Genomic DNA, 20,338 nt, shown 5'->3' with positions numbered 1-20,338 from the left:
AAATTGCGCTCTATATCTATACATTTAGTTCCAGCAGGCAGAACTGAACTGATGAGCCTCTGCCGGCGGGCGGTAAGCCTGTAGACTTATCCGCTATAGATCAGGAAGCCAAAAAGGGAACCCATAGAGCCGTTACCGGCTCCTAAAGGCATCCCCCTTGGTGTTGTTTATCCTTGTGTACGCTTACGCGCGGCGCGGTTCTGCTGCAGCTCTGCTTACGCTGACAAGCTCACCGCGGCATTCATTCACGCCAGCTTCTGTCACCTTCACCTCGCAGAGCTCGCCCTGAAGCGAATCATCCCCGCTGAACAGAATCTGCAGATAGTTGTCGCTGAAGCCGTGCTGAATGCTGCGTCCCGGTGATCCCTTGGCTGCACGTTCCGGAATGACGGACAAGGTCTTGCCGACGAATTTCTGCGCATAAGCCAGCTGCATCTCCTCAGAAAGATCAATCAGCTGCTGGACACGCGCATTCTTGATCTCTTCATCCACTTGGTTCAGCATCCGTGCTGCAGGCGTACCGGTCCGCTTGGAATACGGGAACACATGCATCTCAGAATAGTTGACCGCCTTCATGAAGTCATAACCGGCGCGGAACATCTCCTCGGTCTCGCCCGGGAAGCCGACGATAACATCGGTTGTAATGCCTACATCCGGCATCGCCTGGCGGATCAGCTGCATTTTGGCATAATACTCTTCAGTCGTATATTTACGGCGCATCGCCTTCAGCACGTCGTTATGTCCGGCCTGCAGCGGAATATGCAGATGGCGGCACATCTTGGAGCTGCGGTTCAGCACCTCAAGCAGCTTCTCATCAATCTGGCTGGCTTCAATCGAGCTGATGCGGACCCGCTCCAGGCCATCCACCTGATCCAGCTCCCACAAGAGATCGGCCAGACGGTAATTCTCCAGATCATCGCCGTAGCCCCCGGTATGAATCCCGGTCAGGACAAACTCCTTATATCCCGCCTCCACAAGCTGATGTGCTTGGGCGACAATCGATTTCGGATCACGGCTGCGCGATAGCCCGCGCGACCAGGGAATGATACAGAAGGTGCAGAAGTTATTGCAGCCGTCCTGAATCTTCATGAATGCACGCGTCCGGTCAGCGAATCCGGGAACGTCCAGCTCCTCGAACTCCCGGGTCTTCATAATGTTGCGGACCGCATTCACAGGCTGGCGCGATTCCTGAATATTCTTCACATGGGTCATGATATGCTCGCGGTCCTGGTTACCGATGACCAGATCGACGCCGGGGATATCGAGTATCTCTCCGGGCGAGGTCTGCGCGTAGCAGCCGGTTACCGCAACGATGGCTTCAGGATTGCGGCGCACCGCGCGGCGGATCATCTGTCGGCTTTTTTTGTCACCCGTATTGGTAACAGTACATGTATTGATCAGGTAGACATCGGCGGAACCTTCGAAATCCACCTGCTCGTACCCTTCATTTTTGAACAGCTGCCAGATGGCTTCGGTGTCGTAGAAATTGACTTTACAGCCTAATGTATAAAAAGCTACGGATGGCATTGTTTAAGCTCCCCCCATTTCTCCGGATTCATATAGAATGCAGGCGGCGGCGACCATACCTGCGGTTTCACAGCGCAGAATGCGTGCTCCCAGACCTACGGAGACCGCACCGGCCTCTTCGGCCGCGCGGCATTCCTCCGGACTGAAGCCGCCTTCCGGTCCGACAACAATCATTACCTTGGCAGTAGAATCCTGCGGCAGCGAGAACAGCCAAGGCGCGGCTGCGCTGCGGAGCTGCAGCCCTTCTTCTTTTTCATAACAGAAATACACCGCGTCATACTCACTGAAGCTCTTCAGCAGCAGCTTCCAGCTCAGCGGCGAATGCACTTCCGGAACGATATTCCGGTGGGCCTGTTCAGCGGCCTCCTTGCAGATTTTGCGCCAGCGCTCTACCCGCTTGCTCTCCTTGCGTTCATCATACTGCACAATTGTCCGCTCGGAGAGGAACGGGGTGAAGGCAACCGCACCGATCTCGGTACATTTCTGGATCACCGTCTCCAGCTTGTCCCCCTTCGGCAGGCTCTGGGCTACAGTAATCTTAATCCGCGGCTCGTGGGTCATGGCCAGATTCTCCAGTATGCTCACGGTTACGAGGCCAATCTCTATTTCAGCGATCTCAGCCAATGCCTCGCGGGAAACGCCGTCGCTGACAATCAGCTTATCCCCTGCCTTGCCGCGCATTACCTTGGCGATATGCCGGGCATCTTCGCCGTCAATGCTTACCTTGTCTTGGCCGAACTGCGCCGGTGTTACGAAATAACGCTGCATCTTTTATCATCATCCTGTCTCTTATTCAGCGTAAAAGCGGCGGCGTTCCCGTCAAATCAGGTCCCGGCCGCCGCTTCACTCACATGATTAAACCTCGAAAATACCACGTTATATTGTACAACGTTTAGAGCTGCATGAACATCCCTCAATCTGAATTCTAGCCGCCGAATAATCCGTAAAAGAATTGCACGGCTCCGGCGCTCATTTGATTGGCCCAGTTATCCAGCGGTGTAATCGTGTAGGCACGCAGACCCGGGATAAACAGAATCAGCAAGAAGATGAAGACTGCCCACTGCTCATACTGTTGCAGTCTCCCGCGGATCGGACGAGGAGCCAGATCCTCCACGATCCGGTAACCATCCAGCGGCGGCAGTGGAATCAGGTTGAACAGGAACAGGAAGAAATTAAGTTGAATGAAAATGCCGAAGAACCAGTAAATAGCCTGAAGCACGCGGTCATTGCTGATAGATTCCAGCACTCCGGTCGCCGCCAGAGCCGAATAAATCATTGCTCCGAGGAACCCCAGCAGCAGATTGCTGATCGGACCGACAGCAGATACGATAACGCCCATCAGACGGGGGCGGCTGAAATTGTCACGGTTGACCGGAACCGGCCGCGCCCAGCCGAATCCGGCGACCACAAGCAGGATAATTCCGAAGAAATCGAAATGTACCGCCGGGTTCAGGGTCATACGGCCGAGCAGGCGTGCTGTCGGGTCACCGAACTTATTCGCAAAGTAAGCATGGCTAAACTCATGTACTGTAAAGGCGATCAGCAGGGTAATAAGCAGGAACGGAAGCTGTTCCAGCGGCATTCGTATAAAGCTCTGCAGAAATTCCATCTCTACCTCTTTCCGGCTGTGAACGCCACCCAATCTTCTTCACGGGTTACTTCTATAATCTCGAAACCGGAAGACTTCAGCGCTTCCGCCACAAGTCCTTCCTTATCCTTGTAAATACCGGAGGTGATGTAGATTCCTTCCGGCTGGAGTGCACGGTACACATCATCCGTGAACAGCACAATAATCTCGGCCAAAATATTCGCTACGACAACCCTCACCGGCAGGGTAACTCCCAGTCCGCCGGCAGCCGGAGCAGCGGCAGGAACAGCTTCCTGTCCAGCCTGTCCAGCCTGTTCAGCAGTATAGCCTGGTCTGGCCGAAGGCCACATATCTCCGGCTGTGGTATCTGCCGCCCGTTCACCGCCGAGCAGGGAGAGCAGATCGCTCTCCTTAACCGTGATGGCAGCTTCAAGCCGGTTCAGTGCCACATTCTCACGGGCGCTCTCCACCGCCACCGGGTCCAGATCCAGGGCCAGGACGGATTTCGCGCCCAGCAGCACCGCGCCTACGGCAAGGATACCGGAGCCAGTGCCGACATCAATTACTTCATCGCCGCTGGCGACATGCTTCTCAAGTGCGCGCAGGCACAGCGCCGTCGTAGGGTGCGTCCCCGTTCCGAAGGCCATACCGGGGTCGAGCTCGATAATCTTTTCATCCGGGGAGGCCGGGGTATACTCTTCCCATGTAGGCTTAATGGTCAGCCGTTCCGATACGCGCAGCGGCTTGAAGTACTGCTTCCAGGCATGGGCCCATTCATCCTCATCCACCGTCTTCCAGGAGATCAGCGCTTTGCCGGGATCGATCCCGAACCCTCTCAGCTCTTCCACCCTTGGCGTTACCTCCGCCACAATCTCGTCCATTGCCACGGTTTCGGCATAATAGCCCTTAATTACCGCTTCCCCCTCGGGGATGTCATTCAGCGGCTCATCGTATAATTCACCATAACGGGTATCCCGTATTTTATTCAGCGTCCCGGATTCCTCAATGGAAACACCGCCCGCACCGGCCTCATACAGCAGATTGGATATCATCTCCTGTGCTTCCTCCGTTGTATGTACCGTCAATTCGTGCCATAGCATGTTAGTAAATCCTCCTGAAAGTTTTGTAGCATATGCTCCGTTGGTTCTGCTTCGCAAAACTTGCTTCGAAAGCATAAGCTTAGTTATGAGAGCCCAGTCTCCCTGAAATCACTCCGCGTAACTGGATTCGAAAGCGCGGGCCTAGTTGTGTGAAGCATATCTAGGATAGTATAGCATTTCTTACCCGTGCAGCGCCAAACTGCGGGTCAGATCCTTTAATCCGTCACACCGCTGCGGCAAAAGCAATCCAGGACATGGTCGTCCACCATCCCCGAGGACTGCATGAATGCATAACAAATGGTTGAACCGACAAACTTCATCCCCTTGCGCTTCAGCGCCTTGCTCATGTTGTCAGACTGCGGAGTGGTAGCGGGAACCTCCGATCTGCTCTTCCATTGATTCACCACCGGCGTTCCGCCTATGAAGCTCCAGAGATATTCTCCGAAGCTGCCTTCGTCCCGGCCAATCTGCATATAGGTCTCCGCATTGCGGATGACCGCATTAATCTTCAGCCGGTTGCGGATAATCCCCTCATTCTGCATCAGCTCGGCTATCTTGTCCTCCCCGTACAGCACAATCTTCTGCGGATCAAAACCGTCGAAGGCTTCGCGGAAATTCTCCCGCTTCTTCAGTACCGTATACCAGCTCAGTCCGGCCTGCATGCCCTCCAGCATCAGCAGCTCGAACAGCTTCAGATCATCATATAGCGGCTTGCCCCATTCCTCGTCATGATAAGCAATATAAACAGGGTCCTCATTCACCCAGGCGCAGCGTGTTATCGTCAAGTATTGTTCTCTCCTTATGCATTGAAATGGAAATTCAGGATAGTTGTATTATGTACAATTAAAAACAGCGAAAAGGGATACTTGCCACTTATAAGTGTAGTCTGTACAACTAAATATGCCCAATGGCCGAGAACCCGCCACATAGAGCCGTTTAATTGTATGAAATACAACTAAACGGATAATCGGTTGTAAATCAGACGTTCTAGTTGTACAAAGTGCAATTCAGTATACCGCATTTCCCGTAATCGGGTCACTGCCAACCCACTATATATATCTACTGCGAAATCCATCCACTAGATGACGCCTGAGAGCCTTCAGCATAAAAAGAGCAGCCCCGGCCGGGCTGCTCTTCCTGTTGGACTTGGACTTGTCTATTCCTATACTCGCTATAAAATGCGCCGATTATTCCATGAGCTTATCCATAAGGCGGAGGATCATCACTACCGATTCGGCGCGGGAAGCCGGTTCCGCCGGCTTGAACTGTCCATTGCCTTTTCCTGTTACGATACCTGCTCCAGCAAAGGCATTGATTGGTCCTGCCGCCCAGCCCGCTGTGACATCGGAGAATGGAGCACTAACGCTGCTCACATAATTCGTCAGACGGGACAGCATCGTCACCATCTCCGCCCGGGTGATCTCCTGCTTGGGATGGAAGGAGCCATCAGCGTACCCGGTGATCACTCCATTGCCTTGAAGGGCAATAATAGCTTCCGAAGCCCAATGCCCCTGCGTATCGGAGAAGCCGGTGCCGCCCGCAGCGCTCAGACCAAAGGCCTTGAACAACATCGCTGCAAACTCAGCGCGGGTTACTTTGGCGTCAGAGCGGAAGGAACCATCCGCATAGCCGGTTATAATCCCCATCCGGGCCGCACGTTCGATGAATGCGGCACTCCACAGAGCCACAGGGGTATCCGGGAATGTAACTGCAGGAGCGGTTTGCCCTTTTGCCATGATCGCTTTTACCTTATCAAGATCTACTCTGTCGTTGAACACAGGCTTCGTCACGGTTGGCAATGTTGGCCCCGTAGTTACAGCCGGTGTAGGCGTTGCTGTTGCAACTGGTGTCGGCGTTACCGTTGCCGCCGGAGTTGGCGTTGACGTTGGCCTTGGAGTTGCTTCAGGTACCGTTCCTCCTTCATTGTTGCCTGTAGCCGCCGTTACGGAGACCTGAATCTCCTTGCTTACTCCTCCGTATGAAACTGTGATCTTTGCCGTTCCTGTACCCACTGCTGTGACTACCCCCGCTTCGCTCACAGCTGCAACCGAAGGATTGCCAGTGGCATATTTCGCTTCCAGGGTCTTGAGGGTGCTAGAAAGGTCAGAATACTTTGCCGTTACCGCTAAGCTCTGCGTTTGACCTGCCGTCAGGGAGAGCGAAGCTGGAGTCACCTCCAAGTCTACCACTGCCGGAGCGGAAACCTCCGTAATCACAATCGGAACCGCTACGGACTTGCCTCCGAACGAAGCCGTGACCGCTGCTTCGCCTGCCGCAACGCCTGTAATAAGCCCCTTGTCCGATACAGAAGCAATCGCAGGGTCAGAAGATACCCAAATGACTTGATCCGTAACTACCAGATTCTCTGCATGATCATATACTGCCGTTATTACAGAAGCTGCAGACTGGCCCACTTGGAGCCTATGAGTGCCTGGATCAGCTGTCAGTTTCAGCAGAACAGGAACCGTGCTTTCCGCCTGAACTGTTACAGCAATGCTGACTGCCGGCAAATTTCCATATTGTGCCTCGATTGTAGTACCGCCTGCTGCTACCGCGTGAATCACGCCTGTGGCATCTACCGTAGCCACATTGTCATTGGAAGATGTCCAAATCGCTTCATTCGTGACCTCTGCCGTGGACTTATCGCTATACGTAGCGGTGAGAACTGTCGCGCGTTTCTCCCCGGCCTGCAATGTCAGCTCCGTAGGCGATACCGCCACGGAAGTCACCGTAAGCTCATCCTTCTTCTCAATAATATAATTATCTATTAATGCATCGCTTTCTGTAGTACGGGCCTGGATGGTGATTTGGTCATGGCTGACTTGAATGGCAGAATACACCGGAACGTCCTCGTCAAACATGAAATTAAGATACTCATACTGCTTACCATCGTAGAATTTCCAGCCGGAGGCGCCCCCGTCCAGATAGACCGTCCCGCGCTCGCCGTTTAGTAGCGGCTTTCCTCCATTCATCGGATAGGTGCGCGCATACACATGGTCATGGCCTTCCAGCACCAGATCTACTTGCAGTTCCTCCAGAACAGGTGCAAAATACGTTTGCGTGTATTCAATTACATTCCCGCGTCCATCTTCGGTATGATAAGCAGGCTTATGGAACATCACAATCTTCCATTTCTTATCACTTGCCTGAAGATCCGCACGCAGCCATTCGGCTTGCTTAGCCATGGTTACTTCGTCCGCCTCAGAGTTCAGCACAATGAAATGTACCTCACCCGAATCGAAGGAATAGGCGTACTCCTTCTGAACGTCCGGGCCGTTCTCCGGCAGATCAAGTCCCTTGGCAAAAATCTCCTTGCCTTCACCCTTCACATCATGATTCCCCATCGTGTAGCCTGAAGGAAGGGAGGAGGCATAGACTGAAGAAGCTTCCCAGAACTGGTTCCACTCATTCAGGATTCCTCCGTCGTCAACCATATCGCCGCCATGCATAATAAACTGGGTGTCCGGATAACGGGTTAAGGAATCACTGATCAGCTGCTGATAGATTTCAAGCCCGTTATCTCCCTTGGTATGCGAATCGGTTACGAATACAAAAGAAACAGGGGTGTCCGGAGCTGCAGCCAAAGTTTTGTATTCATACCAGGCACTCCAATGACCTTCATAGCCCACCCGGTAATGATAAGCCGTACCCGGCTCCAGGCCGGTAACCAATGACTTGTGGAACTTAATTTCACCCAGCGGTCCGCCCTCCACTTCATGGATGACCTCCACTTCAGTAAGCGCAGACTGCTCTACCGCCTGTTGCTCAGCATTGCCCAATCCTTGGTCTACCAGGCCGCTGTCCTTCACATATTGAATCGAAGTTGCTTGAACTCTGGGGGCTGTCTGCCAGCCCACGCTCAGCATCGTACTCATATCTTCGGTAACAAAGGTCTGGACATATTTCGGATCATCTCCGCCGAATTGGGTTACAACGTTCATGCTGAAGCTCTCACTGGTACCGCCATCCTTGACCGCCTGCACTTTCCAGGTGCCGATCGCGAGATTGGCCAGCGAAGTATGAATTTCGCCCTTGGCATCCGTCAGTCCCAATCCTTCGGTAAGACTCTTCTGCTGTACATCAGCAGAGGCGATGTAGCCTGTCCCTGTTCCATCCGGAAGATATACCTTGACGAATCCGGCGTTGCTTCCTGCTGTAGCGAAGAATTGCCCGTTGTTCTCTGCTGTAAGCAGCACAGCGGACGAATGATCAGCGCTTGTATATATACTCGAATTGGCGGCTGTTACCGTCACATAGGTCTGAGGGCCGCTTGCATCGGTAAAATCGATCTCCGCCCCTTCTACCGGAGCTCCTGCATGGGTAGTAACGGTAATGATATTCTTCGTTTGCAGGCCCGATCCCTTGACGGTTAAGGCATACGGGAAACCAATCTTATAATTAACCGGAGAGGCAAAAGAGCTTACGGCAGTCCCGTTGCCATACCCAAAGCTGCCTTCCGCCATAGTGATATGCTTGTAGATTTCGCCACGTTCCATTTTTGCGGACCGGCTCACGGCGAAATCGATGCTGGCCAATGCATCCGCAGAATCTCCCTGCAGTCCTTCTGCGCTAAATTCAACGTAGCCGCCTATATTGTCGATGGTGCTCTTGACGTTGCTTAGACCGTCACGTGCATGCACATTGTCAGCCTGAAGCGTGTGCGGGTCGAACTTAATCTGGGTCAGCACGCTGGTTGCTTCACCGACACCCTTCGCCGCCAGCTTCAACCGGTAAGGCTCGTTGCTGACCGCTTCCTCCGGCCCATCCAAGGTGAGCATCGCCCCATGCTCAATAGTAAAAGCATACTCTGCTGAAGCCGGATTGCCGGCCAGATCCTTCACTTCGGCAACCACTTGATGATAACCGCCATCCAGCGGCACCTCCGGGTGATAAGTAATTGCCTTAGTGTCCAGATCGTAAGCGTAAGCGGCCGGTGCAACGGACTGGCCATCCACAGTTAATTGGATCGAATCTGGATCAATACCCGACTTCGCATCATCCGCCGACAGGATGATATCGGATACGGGAGCAGTCAAGGTTTGATCTGGTGCGGGTGAAACCGGAGCCAGCACGGGAACATCCATATCCTCATCCGCTGGCTCATCATAAATAAGTCTGACATCGTCGATCCAAATCGAGCCTTTGTTCTTTTTGCTCATTTGCCGTTCTTTCATCTGGAAGTAGAACGCCACGGTACCGGGCAGCGTCAGATCACTTCCTATTTCGGCCTCAACATACTTCCAGCCGCTCCAGTCTATCCCTGTCTCTTCGCTCCTCATTTCATACGTCTTGGACTTCCCGGTGGCTGAAATATAGAACTTGGAGGTTAGACCATGCCCTTCGTTATTGGCGTAAATCCACATGCCGATTTTGTGGGGCGTTCTGCCTGTTAAGGCTAACTGCGTTGCAGGCCCGACTGCAACCTGGGAGGGATTATCGGTTATGCCGATAAAGTCATAATCAATCCGCAAGGATTTTGCCCCGTCACGGACGTATTTCGGATCACTTTCAAGCGCCATATTGCCGCTGTAGATGCGCGCACTGTCAAACTTCAAGTCTGCCAGACTCACATTTTCAAAATCCTCCAGCATAACAACACCGCCAGGCTCAACTGGATCCCCATACACGGTCGATGAAGAGAAGGAAGGTGGAATGAACGGAATCAACACCGACATTGCCAATATCCCGGTTAATACTCTCTTTACAAGCGGATGCTGCTTACTCACTGCCTGCCACGCTCCTCGTTGTCTGTTCTTGTTCACCTCTAAATCGCAATTTTAAAATTTAAATTTTAAAGGAGAAGTTATTCCAGCATAACGCGGCAACGTATTCGTGAGATCATCGCAATGTAAGCACAATAAATATTTCAGCTATATTATTCTCCGGGCTTCTCCTATGAAAAAAAAGGCGTCCGCCCCTTTTCAGGTTTGGACTGCCTTTTAAGGCTGCAATTGCACCCGCGTCTCTTTGTCCGGCTCGTTGGTGGAGTAGAAGAACATGTATATAGAAGCTTCTGTTCCTTTGAAGTCCTTATACACATCAATGCTGTGGTTTTTTCCTTCTCCCCGGAAGTTCACTGTCACTATTTTACCTAAAATCCGGTCTTTCCCTATGCCGATATGAGTCTGATTCACGCCGCCAAAATGGGGATCAACGCTCTTCGTCTCCACATAGAGATCCGCCCCCTGCATATAGTAGGTCCACTGTACCGGATAACCGCCGGTTTCCCGGATCAGCGTCTGCTTGTCGCTGGAGATGTTGGTCAATTGGAGTGGTGTCTTATCATCCTCATGCCGGGTAACCTTATATTTCCCTACAAGCGTCATTGGCGTCGTCTTTGAAATCTCAAGATCTGCCGGTCGTTCGAACCGCAGGGTTGTCAGATCTCTGTCCCCGGTTGTCGAATACCAGCTTCTCTACCGGGGGTTCCGGACTCCCCTTGAACAAATGCAGATTAGCCATCAGCTTCTGCTGCAGACTGTTCCTGCGTTTCAAGTGATTCAGGCAGGTATTAACCGTGACTTTCATAATCCACGCCTTATTGTTTGGAATACCTTTATAACAACCGTGGGCTTCAAAAGGTTCATTTTCTACTAACAATAAGCAAAAAAAGCATGTCTCCACGTAAATACCCGGGATACATGCTGTAAAAGGAAATTCTATGTTGAACTGGAACAGCATTCGGAGAAAGCCACCGTCAGACGATGTTCATTACTTCACGCGCCTGATTGTCCAGTTCCTGTGCGGAGGATGCAATCAAAGTGAATTCATTCAAGGCTACCTGAATCTGCTGCTGGCTCACAGCCACATTCTCCTGAACCAGATTAAGTCCGTTAGATATTTTTCCTACTTCCTCTGTAATGGCCTGGACACTGTCGCGAACCTCTGTGATCTGATCCTGAACCATTGCGGACAGCTTTCTTACTTCTTTGGCCACTACGTCGAATCCCCGGCCGAACTCACCGGCATGGGCAGCCTCAATTGCCGCATTAAGCGCAAGCAGGTGGGTCTGTGACGCAATATTACGGATCGTCTGCACCACGCCGTGAATGGCCGCTGCCTGCGTCTGCAAATTCAGCAGCGTATCCGTATTTTCGCTCGATACTTCAGCGATTTTATCAATACTCACCAGCAGCTCCTGACTCCGCTCAATTCCTTTTTCTGCACGCTGATTCAGGCTGTCAGCCATTTCCTGCAATTGTTCCACTACACGGTTCATATTATTCTGTCTGCCAGTGATATTGGTCGCCACCTTCGACACGCCAATGACATGCGTATCTGTCTCATCAAACACCGGCATATACGTGGCTTCGAGCCAGACTGATTCCCCGTCCGCGTCCATCCGTTCGATTTTATCCTGAAAGCTCCGGCCGGCAAACAGATTCTGCCAGAATATCTCATAATCAGGGCTGTTCACGAACGAGGGGAAACACAGCTGCTTGTGCTGCATTCCGTACATATCCTCCACCCTATATTTCACCGAGCTGGCAAAGACCTCATTTACATAGGCGACACGGCGGTCCAGATCAAATCGGATCATAGCGAGATTCTTTTCCAATGCTTTGACAACCAATTCGTCTGTAACTAATTGGGCTGATAGATTCTCCATTATGACTACTCCCTATAAATCTCAATTTTTATTTTATCCGGCTTTTTTATTGGTTTTGGTATTATTCACTTTACTTATATTAACGGATATCCGGGCAGTTTGGATTATACTAATGAATTAAAAAAATCAGCGTAAATGAAGCAGCTGCACAAGGAAAGCCTCCCGATGCCAGTCACGGTCCAGCTACACAGAAAGCCCCGCCCCCCGGCTGGCGGAGAATGGGACTATCTTTCTTAGAATGGGCTTATGAGTCTATTGAGACATTAACCGATGTGGCCATCCGCATATATGTACAGATTCCGCACTATTTCCTGGGTCCGTAATCCCCGATCTTAATTCCCCATACACTATCCTTGTGGTACGCAGCCGCTTCCTGCAGATCCGGGAGTCTGGCATCCTGGGGATAATGGCGCTCCAGATACTGGACGAAAGCCCGGCGCAGACCGATCTCATTCTCCAGCTTATTGAACTCATTAGGGTGCTTCTCCATTTCGGCAAGTGAAGTCTCCCAAGCTTCCAGATCAGCAGCCTCCGATTGCCCGGTGCGGACTTTCGCAGTAAGCTCCCGAAGCTCCCGGTAAGCCTTTTTTACTTTGGAAGAATAGACTTGCTTCTGGTTCAGGAAGGTTAGCAGCGCAACCAGTAACGCCAGTCCAACCCATAAAATAACAGTATCCACGTAAGTAACCCTCCCGGTTTGGCATATCTCTTCATTATACACGGCTGAGCACAAAAATACCCCACTTCTGTGGGGCACCCGCTACAACATTTACATCATGGCCTGACCAAATTATATGCTGGAAAAAGCTCCTGTTTAAACTCGCGCCAAGTTCACATTTTAAGGAAGATTTCCGCTATTCCTTCTTCAGAATCTCCTCCATCTGTCTTTTATCAGCCTCCCGGGAGCGATCCATTGCCTCTATATCATCGTGATCCGCTTCAGCCGCTGAGAATTCAACATCCTCTGCCTTTGCCTCATAGAGCATCTTCAACTTTTCCGTCTTGGAGAAAATTTTCGAGTTTTCTCTGTCCACTATTAATCAGCCTCCCAAGTAGTGTTATCTGACAATCAAATCATCCCGCCGGCTTCCTCAATGAGTGACAGCGCCTGATCATAAATGGTCGAATCTACAATTACAGTCAGCAAAATATTTCTGCCTGTCGGTCCGCCATCCCCGCCGTGACTCATCCCGCTGCCGCTCGTATGCGATGCAGAGAGGATGCCCGTATGCTCACTGGCTGCGGTCATGGAATCCATACTTGCCAAATTGCCGGTAACCGGATTCACTCCGGACTGCAGCCCGCTTCCGCCAAATCTGCTGAACCTGTCAATGGAGACCTCTTCTACCCGCAGCGCCTGAAGCTTGCGGGAGACCCCTTCCGCTTCTTCCGGAGCCCTAAAGTACGCCAGTATATATCTTTCCAAGACCGTATCCCCGCTCTCTTGAGATTCAAGCTCTTAGTTGTACATGTTTATGTTGTCTTGGCAACGCCATTTTTATGCTTTTATTTCAATAGCCGAGTATATGAATCGGATTTCGACAATTTATTCAGCACTTTACCGTAATATGGTACTAAAGTAGTATATTCCAATCTGTAAATTGACTGTAAAATAAATGTAATTTTCACTATTATTTTTCTTCAAAGCAGTTAAGCCACTCGGAAGGGAGAGAACCGGTTTATACGGTTGCTGAAATGAAAATCAAATACTACTGGGGAGGATATTAAATGTTCAGACGCTCCATTCGCAAATTTGGCATAGCCACTGCAAGTTTTAGTCTAGCGGTTTCCCTTCTGCTTCCTTCCGCATCTTTCGCAAGCAGCACTTCGTTTTTACCGGCAGCACCGGATCTCAAGAATCATATCTCTCTGCTTAACTCCAGGCTAGGCAACACCCCGGACTCCTTAAAATCATCCATCCAGAATTACACTTCAGTATTAAACTCCAAACCGCAGAATTATGCGGGCAACATCACTACTTCAGCGCCTGTAACTTTCATTGTCCAATTGCAGAATGACCCGGTCAAAGTAGCTGAGAATCAGGGCGCCAAGAGTAAGACACCTGCTTTGCAGCGTAATATTCTCCGTACGGAGCATAACAGCTTCGCTGCCGCTGCCGCTGCGATTGGTGCAAACACCGGCCATGAATATACGGAAGTGTTCAACGGCTACTCCGTAACTCTGCCAGGTAATCAAGTGGACAAGCTGCTCACCTTGCCGGGCGTGAAGGCGGTCTTCCCGAACCAGAAGGTTCATGCGCTGGAGACTGCAACAGATTCCTCCACTCTTACTGAGACTCTCAAGGATACCGTGGATGCCACTAAGGTCGGCAACGGGGATATCTTCGGTTCTGATGAACTGAATGAGGATGGCATCACTGGTGAAGGAATTCAGGTTGCCGTAATCGATACCGGTATCGATCCCACTCATCCTTACCTTGAGGATTTTTATGAGGATGGTCACGGTTATGATGTCGTCGATGGTGATTCTCAGCCATACGAAACAGAACCTGACCCTGCTTACAAGCCAATCAACGGCAATCCTTATGAGACGGCTCACGGCTCACACGTATCTGGTATTATCAAGAGCGTAGCGCCGGATGTTGAGCTTTATGTGTACCGCGTACTCGGCCCATATGGAAACGGCAGTACGGACGACGTTATTGACGGCATTGAAAGAGCCGTTGCTGACGGTGCTGACGTTATCAACCTCTCGCTCGGTTCAGATGTGAACCAGCAGTATTCGCCTGATGCCATTGCAGTGGATAACGCCGCTGACGCCGGTGTCACCGTTGTACTGGCCGCAGGGAACGCCGGTCCCGAGGCTGAAACTGTCGGAACACCTGGTAGTGCACACCGCACCATATCAGTCGCCGCTTCTACGACACCTGCTGATGTTACTTTTATTAAGGTGGGTGTTACCGACATTGTCTATGGTATCCAGGCGTCCGAAGCTGGATTTCCCGAAGAAGCCAACGGCTTGGAAGTTGTCTATGCCGGACTTGGACTTACTGTAGATGATTATATGAATGCAGATGTAGAAGGTAAGATTGCTATCGTTGACCGCGGAAGCAACACCTTCGTGAACAAATCAGCAAATGCCCGCTCAGCAGGGGCTGTCGGCTTGCTGATCGCTAACAACAGAGCAGGTGAGCTCAATGCCGCTACTGATGCTACCGGAGTCCCTACTTACGGCATTACCCAGGACGAAGGCAAGGCGATCAGGGCTGAACTGGCAGCGGGCCATAATACGCTCTCATTCTCTGTGGGTCCAGATAAAGACAACCTCATCGCCGGGTTCAGTTCGCGCGGACCTGCACTTCCGGACTTCACCATCAAGCCGGATGTATCGGCTCCTGGTGTAGCCGTGAATTCATCAGTACCGGTATGGGAAAGCGAAACCGGCTACGCCAAGTTCAACGGAACCAGTATGGCCAGCCCCCATGTGGCCGGGGCAGCTGCGCTGCTGCTGAGCTCAGGTAAAGAGGCTAATGGACAGGCGTTAACCCCGGATCAGGTAAAAATCCTGTTAGCCAATAATGCCACTTCGCTTACAGACCGTAATAATAAATATTACAGTGTATACGAGCAGGGTGCCGGGCTGATTAACCTGCCTAAGGTGCTGAAAGCTTCAGCCATCGCACGTGTCCCTGAGGTGCTTGACACTAAGCGTCCGGAAACAGAAATACCTAAGGTTAAATACGACACAGGTTCCTTGTCCTTCGGACTGGTGACTGCGGCGTCCACTGTGACTAAGACCGTGTATGTAGACTCCCTGGCTAAGGAACCCAACACTTTCACTATTGGTGTGGAATGGCGTACTCCAACCCATAAAGGTATTGAGTTTGCCAATCTTGAAACCTCTGTTGAAGCAGATGATTACTTCCAGGTACCGCTAACGGTAGCTGCGGAAGCTGTAAGCGGAAAGTACGAAGGTGTACTGACGCTAACTTCAGGTACAGAGACTCTGACTCTGCCGTTCAGCGTGGTAGTAGGTGTGCAGTACAAACCTGATACAATCACGAATTTCGAAGTCGGTGCAGAGAATTTCGAGTTCATCTCACCTAACGGTGACGGACTTCTGGAGAGCACCTACCTGACCTTCTCTGTAAATGAAACCGTAGAAAACCTAGCGTTAGAAGTTGTTTCATTGGATGGTTCTACAACCGTTGTCGGAGACGTATACGCCACAGGGCAGAAATTCTACCCCGGCCTCTATGAAGAACCTGAATGGACTGGCATCGTTGATGTTCAGGGTGAGTCTTATGTATTGCCTGACGGCATATATTCCATAACCCCTGTCCTGGACGGCGGAACGACCCGGTTCGATGATCTATCTGCTATTGTTATTATTGACCGGGAAGCACCGGAAGTCAGCGGTACAACAATAACGGAGCACGCCCGGACGAATGAGCAGGAACCACGAGGTGCAACCATTAGTGGCGTCATTGTTTACGATCTGATGTTCGAGCTGATCGATGAAGAGACGGATCCGAATGAACTGCTTGCAGTATCTGCAGCCTATGAAGAACCGGATGGCACTGTAAAAGAAGCGGATGGCTATATTGATTCCAACGGTTATTTTGAAATTGAGGTTCCTTTGACCGAGGGCTTGAATCAGTTCTATCTGTACGCTTACGATTACGCTTCAAACGGTTGGATCGATTATAACCAGCTTCTGCGCTACAACACAGATCAGACAGTTGCTACGGTCTCACCTACAGCTTCCAGTGCAACTGTAGAGTTGGGCACTTCAATCACCATCGACGCTGGCTTCTCCGTAACTGAGAATGTGTACGGTATCTACGGAGCCACTTTCAATTTGCTCTACAGTAATAGCCTGGCTCAGCCAAATATCAAATCAAGCGTACAATTAGCAACATATCAGGAAACTCATTTTCCTGGTGTACCATTGCTTGAGTATACGAACCTGATTCATTTGGAGGATGGACGCGATGTCCAGCAGTATGGCGTTCATGTAACAGACGGAGCTTATGATGGAATTGGTACCGGATCATTAGGACAGTTCACATTTACTCCGACTAAAGCCGGAACTTACACCTTTGAATTATCGGATATCAAGCTTTGGAGCGACAATTACTCGGCGACAATTCCGGCAGGTTCATCGACTGTGAGTGTTGTCGTGAAAGAACCATTATCAAGCTCAAGTAATCCATCACCATCTCCAAGTACAATAGCAGCAGCTTCAGGCACAACTGCGACTTCCGGACAGCTTACTGTAACAGCTGATCCTGCAGGTGGTAAGCCTACAGCGAGCCTGGCTGTTTCCGACTCCATTCTGGATGCGTCATTGAAGAGTGCGGTGAATAACAATGTCGTACTGAGCATCACTGATGTAGACTTCTCCAAATACGGACAAGTAAGCATTGTGCTCACATCTGCCCAGGCGGACAAGCTGAAGAGTTCCGCAAGTGCACTCAGTCTGAACGGTAAGGGATTCTCCTTAACCATTCCGGCTGGCACACTTCCGGACTTCATTACCGCCACTGGCCTAACCGTCACACTCGGTTTGCATGAGGAAGCGGATACCGCTCCGCTAAGCGGCATTACCGGAAGTATTGATATCGGCTCCTCCTCACTGACCCTCAAGAACGGCTGGACCACAAGCAAGCCTGTATTTGTACAGCTTGCCCTGAACCCTGACGGCTTGAAGGATGCCCGCAAGACAGGGGCTTATAAAGAGTCTGCTGAAAACTCTTGGAGTTATCTGCAGTCCGGAACTATTCCGGCAGACGGCCTGCTGCAGTTCAGCATTACCGGTGACGGTACCTACATTGCTGCCGCCCGTAATACCAGCTTCTCCGATATAGGGATACACTGGGCCAAGGATGCCGTCGAAGTTCTTGCCGCTCACGGTATCGTAGCCGGTAAAGGAACTACCGCTAGCTTCAAGCCTGCTGACAGCCTAAATCAGGCTGAGCTGTTGACTCTGTTCGACCGTTTGCTCGGCAAAGGTGACACCTGGACAACACACATCAAGGAAAGCGGCTCCCGCGATGTCCTGACCCGCGAAGAAGCAGCGGTAATTCTGGCTGAGGCACTCGGTGCCGATGTTACTTCCTCAACGCTGACCTTTAAGGATGCAGGTTCTATCTCGGCTAACGCCAAGAACGCAATCGCTTATGCAGTAAGCAAAGGCTACCTACAGGGAGTGGGTAACAACACCTTCAACCCGAAAGGTACCCTGACCCGTGCCCAGGCTGCTGTCATCCTGGAGCGTGTGCTCGAGGATCTACGTAATCAGTAAGCAAGTAATCTGTATCGTAACTAATATGCCCTATTAAAGCGGCGGCAGCATCCTGATTTGTGGATGCTGCCGTCGTCTTTGTGCTGATTTCAAATCGTTAAGGTAAACAAACCCGAGTTTGCCTGCCTCTTTGCCAGGTGACTTAGACAATAAATTCAGCCAACAGGCAGTAATTTTTAATTATAGACAAATTATATCGACCCTATAGGATAGGATCCAATTAGAATAATATCAGGATGTTTTGGAGCAGCCGGGATACTTAATTGAAAAAAAACGGCCTAAATCACACCATTGAAAATACTGCTTACCAGAAAGCTAAGCTAACGGAACAATAGTTAATTTATGAGGAGGAAATAACTCTGCAAATCATAACTGAACGGCTAATCATTACTGCATTTGACCAACAAAATTACAAGAAGGTATCTGAAACGTACCCTATCGGGAAGCATACCGCCGGATATTTAGCTCATCTTGAGGAAGACCCTGAACTGCTGGGCTGGGGAGTGTGGTTTGTAACATTAGCTGATAATAACCAAATTATCGGAGACATTGGATATAAAGGGAGACCGGATATTCAAGGAATTGTAGAAATCGGATATGGAATAATTCCGGACATGCATAATAAGGGGATAGCTACAGAGTCGGTGAAAGCAATAATGGAATGGGCATTCTCTTCAGGACAAGTGAAGAAAATTGTGGCAGAATGCCTTATAGATAACCTTCCTTCCATTAAAGTTCTGGAGAAATTGGAAATGACCAGAGTTAGAATAAAGGATGGAATGATTCATTGGGAAATAACAAATAACCGGCATCGTTGAATTAAAGGAGAAAAAAAACGCCCGCCTCCAATTCCCTGGAGGCGGGCGCTGCTATGCGGCTCCGTAGGGCCGCAGGATTGATACAATTATGAAGATCAGTCCCCGCGGAACGCACGCTTCACGCGGTCAAAGAACGATTGCTCCTGCTCATGAGTGTTCTCCCCGTTGTGGGAGGCGAACTGGCGGAGCAGGTCTTTCTGCTCATCGCTGAGCTTGCTCGGCGTGACCACGATGACACGGACATGCTGATCGCCGACTCCGCTGCCGCGCAGATGCGGAACACCTTTGCCTTTGAGGCGGAAGAACGTGCCGGTCTGTGTGCCTGCCGGAATCTTGAGCTTCACTTTTTCGGTAAGTGTAGGGATTTCGATCTCGTCACCAAGCGCCGCCTGAGCGAACGTCAACGGAACCTCGCACATAATATCATCGTTCTCGCGCTCGAAGAAATCGTGATTCTTGACGCGGAAGACAATGTACAGATCTCCGGCCGGGCCGCCGCGTGTGCCGCCTTCGCCTTCACCGGTCATGCGCAGCTGTGCGCCGTCATCGACACCGGCAGGAATGCGCACATGAATCTTGCGCTGTTTCTTAACCTTGCCCTGGCCTGCACATGTTGTACATTTTTCTTTGATGATCTTGCCGGTGCCGCTGCAATGAGAGCAGGGACGGCGGTTACGCATTTGTCCAAGCGGTGTATTCTGCACGAATTCCTGCTGGCCGCTGCCGTGACATACGGAACAGGTCTCCGGCTTCGTTCCGGGTTTGGCACCGGAGCCAAAGCAGGTATCACAGGTCTCCGTGCGCGGAATGGTAATATCGGTTTCTTTACCGAATACCGCTTCCTTGAATTCAATGGTCATCGTATACTGCAAATCGCCGCCGCGCTGCGGTGCATTCGGATCACGCCGTCCGCCGCCGCCGAAGAACATGTCGAAGATATCGCCAAGACCGCCGAAATCTCCGCCGCCGCCGCCAAAGCCGCCGCCCATGCCCTGGTTAGGATCAATATGTCCATATTGGTTATAACGAGCCCGCTGCTGCCCGTCACTGAGGACGTCGTAAGCTTCCTTAACCTCTTTGAACTTGGCTTCTGCATCGCCCGCTTTATTCACATCCGGATGATACTGGCGCGCCAGCTTACGGTACGCTTTCTTTACATCTTCGTCTGAAGCATCTCTTCCGAGGCCCAGTACCTCATAATAATCGCGTTTATCTGCCACTGCTTTCACCTCCGTACATCGTTATTCTTCTGCCCTTAACATGGCAAGTAGAAACGGCTACACCGTCCCGCGGGGACGGCACCGTTTCTTCGAGAAATGTAAGAAGAAATTTATGACGGGAAACCCATAAATCCTTACATTTTAAAGGGAAAGCCAAAACACGGGATGCCCCGGTTTTGACCTTCCCCTCTCACCAAATAGAAACTTAT

General features: G+C 51.0%; 15 protein-coding genes. 2 read left to right on the top strand and 13 right to left on the bottom strand.

Annotated elements, in window-relative coordinates:
• Nucleotides 1-183: 183 nt before the first annotated feature.
• The 12 genes from mtaB to MKX70_RS13620 form a co-directional block, all read right to left on the bottom strand.
• A complete protein-coding gene (gene mtaB / locus MKX70_RS13675) occupies nucleotides 184-1,527 on the bottom strand; it encodes a tRNA (N(6)-L-threonylcarbamoyladenosine(37)-C(2))-methylthiotransferase MtaB (RefSeq protein ID WP_042238588.1) in 1,344 nt (447 codons plus the stop codon).
• A gap of 3 nt (nucleotides 1,528-1,530) precedes the next feature.
• Nucleotides 1,531-2,295 carry an RsmE family RNA methyltransferase gene (locus MKX70_RS13670; protein WP_042238589.1) on the bottom strand — a complete coding sequence of 255 codons (765 nt, stop codon included), beginning with the start codon at nucleotides 2,293-2,295 and terminating at the stop codon, nucleotides 1,531-1,533.
• A gap of 157 nt (nucleotides 2,296-2,452) precedes the next feature.
• A complete protein-coding gene (locus tag MKX70_RS13665) occupies nucleotides 2,453-3,136 on the bottom strand; it encodes a site-2 protease family protein (RefSeq protein ID WP_042139450.1) in 684 nt (227 codons plus the stop codon).
• Nucleotides 3,137-3,138: 2 nt separating this feature from the next.
• Nucleotides 3,139-4,215: a 50S ribosomal protein L11 methyltransferase gene (prmA, locus tag MKX70_RS13660; protein WP_042238590.1), complete on the bottom strand. Its 1,077-nt coding sequence runs from the start codon at nucleotides 4,213-4,215 to the stop codon at nucleotides 3,139-3,141.
• A 215-nt stretch (nucleotides 4,216-4,430) separates the two neighbouring features.
• A complete protein-coding gene (locus MKX70_RS13655; protein ID WP_442950532.1) occupies nucleotides 4,431-4,994 on the bottom strand; it encodes a DNA-3-methyladenine glycosylase I in 564 nt (187 codons plus the stop codon).
• 408 nt (nucleotides 4,995-5,402) lie between these two features.
• Complete coding sequence (locus tag MKX70_RS13650) at nucleotides 5,403-9,941, bottom strand: S-layer homology domain-containing protein (protein WP_340840187.1); 4,539 nt, start codon at nucleotides 9,939-9,941, stop codon at nucleotides 5,403-5,405.
• A 213-nt stretch (nucleotides 9,942-10,154) separates the two neighbouring features.
• Complete coding sequence (locus tag MKX70_RS13645; RefSeq protein ID WP_042238593.1) at nucleotides 10,155-10,541, bottom strand: hypothetical protein; 387 nt, start codon at nucleotides 10,539-10,541, stop codon at nucleotides 10,155-10,157.
• 19 nt (nucleotides 10,542-10,560) lie between these two features.
• Nucleotides 10,561-10,743, bottom strand: a complete 183-nt coding sequence (locus MKX70_RS13640) for a hypothetical protein (RefSeq protein WP_156123311.1) — start codon at nucleotides 10,741-10,743, stop codon at nucleotides 10,561-10,563.
• Between the two features lie 169 nt (nucleotides 10,744-10,912).
• Nucleotides 10,913-11,824, bottom strand: a complete 912-nt coding sequence (locus tag MKX70_RS13635; RefSeq protein ID WP_042238597.1) for a methyl-accepting chemotaxis protein — start codon at nucleotides 11,822-11,824, stop codon at nucleotides 10,913-10,915.
• Between the two features lie 304 nt (nucleotides 11,825-12,128).
• Nucleotides 12,129-12,503 (bottom strand): hypothetical protein, encoded by a 375-nt coding sequence (locus tag MKX70_RS13630; RefSeq protein WP_042238598.1) that lies wholly within the window; start codon nucleotides 12,501-12,503, stop codon nucleotides 12,129-12,131.
• Between the two features lie 175 nt (nucleotides 12,504-12,678).
• Nucleotides 12,679-12,858 carry a YfhD family protein gene (locus MKX70_RS13625; RefSeq protein ID WP_042238599.1) on the bottom strand — a complete coding sequence of 60 codons (180 nt, stop codon included), beginning with the start codon at nucleotides 12,856-12,858 and terminating at the stop codon, nucleotides 12,679-12,681.
• A 35-nt stretch (nucleotides 12,859-12,893) separates the two neighbouring features.
• Entirely contained in the window at nucleotides 12,894-13,250 is a 357-nt protein-coding gene (locus MKX70_RS13620; protein ID WP_042238600.1) for a hypothetical protein, read from the bottom strand.
• Between the two features lie 302 nt (nucleotides 13,251-13,552).
• Between MKX70_RS13620 and MKX70_RS13615 the strand changes: the two genes are divergently transcribed.
• Nucleotides 13,553-18,091, top strand: a complete 4,539-nt coding sequence (locus MKX70_RS13615; RefSeq protein ID WP_340783479.1) for a S8 family serine peptidase — start codon at nucleotides 13,553-13,555, stop codon at nucleotides 18,089-18,091.
• A gap of 338 nt (nucleotides 18,092-18,429) precedes the next feature.
• Nucleotides 18,430-18,909, top strand: a complete 480-nt coding sequence (locus MKX70_RS13610; RefSeq protein WP_081956636.1) for a GNAT family N-acetyltransferase — start codon at nucleotides 18,430-18,432, stop codon at nucleotides 18,907-18,909.
• A 95-nt stretch (nucleotides 18,910-19,004) separates the two neighbouring features.
• Here MKX70_RS13610 and dnaJ read toward each other — a convergent pair whose 3' ends face one another.
• On the bottom strand, nucleotides 19,005-20,129 hold the full coding sequence (gene dnaJ, locus MKX70_RS13605; RefSeq protein WP_340840186.1) for a molecular chaperone DnaJ: 1,125 nt from the start codon (nucleotides 20,127-20,129) through the stop codon (nucleotides 19,005-19,007).
• Between the last annotated feature and the right edge of the window lie 209 nt (nucleotides 20,130-20,338).

Source organism: Paenibacillus sp. FSL R7-0312, assembly GCF_038004445.1.
GTDB lineage: Bacteria > Bacillota > Bacilli > Paenibacillales > Paenibacillaceae > Paenibacillus_AQ.
The sequence above is the reverse complement of the archived record's forward strand: the minus strand, read 5'-3'. Positions and strand labels throughout refer to the sequence as shown.

Excerpts from the sequence above, each read along its gene's own strand:
- MKX70_RS13635 (WP_042238597.1), bottom strand. The coding sequence starts at position 11,824 with ATGGAGAATCTATCAGCCCAATTAGTTACAGACGAATTGGTTGTCAAA.
- MKX70_RS13645 (WP_042238593.1), bottom strand. The coding sequence starts at position 10,541 with ATGACGCTTGTAGGGAAATATAAGGTTACCCGGCATGAGGATGATAAG.
- MKX70_RS13670 (WP_042238589.1), bottom strand. The coding sequence starts at position 2,295 with ATGCAGCGTTATTTCGTAACACCGGCGCAGTTCGGCCAAGACAAGGTA.
- prmA (WP_042238590.1), bottom strand. The coding sequence starts at position 4,215 with ATGCTATGGCACGAATTGACGGTACATACAACGGAGGAAGCACAGGAG.
- MKX70_RS13615 (WP_340783479.1), top strand. The coding sequence starts at position 13,553 with ATGTTCAGACGCTCCATTCGCAAATTTGGCATAGCCACTGCAAGTTTT.
- MKX70_RS13640 (WP_156123311.1), bottom strand. The coding sequence starts at position 10,743 with ATGAAAGTCACGGTTAATACCTGCCTGAATCACTTGAAACGCAGGAAC.
- mtaB (WP_042238588.1), bottom strand. The coding sequence starts at position 1,527 with ATGCCATCCGTAGCTTTTTATACATTAGGCTGTAAAGTCAATTTCTAC.
- MKX70_RS13665 (WP_042139450.1), bottom strand. The coding sequence starts at position 3,136 with ATGGAATTTCTGCAGAGCTTTATACGAATGCCGCTGGAACAGCTTCCG.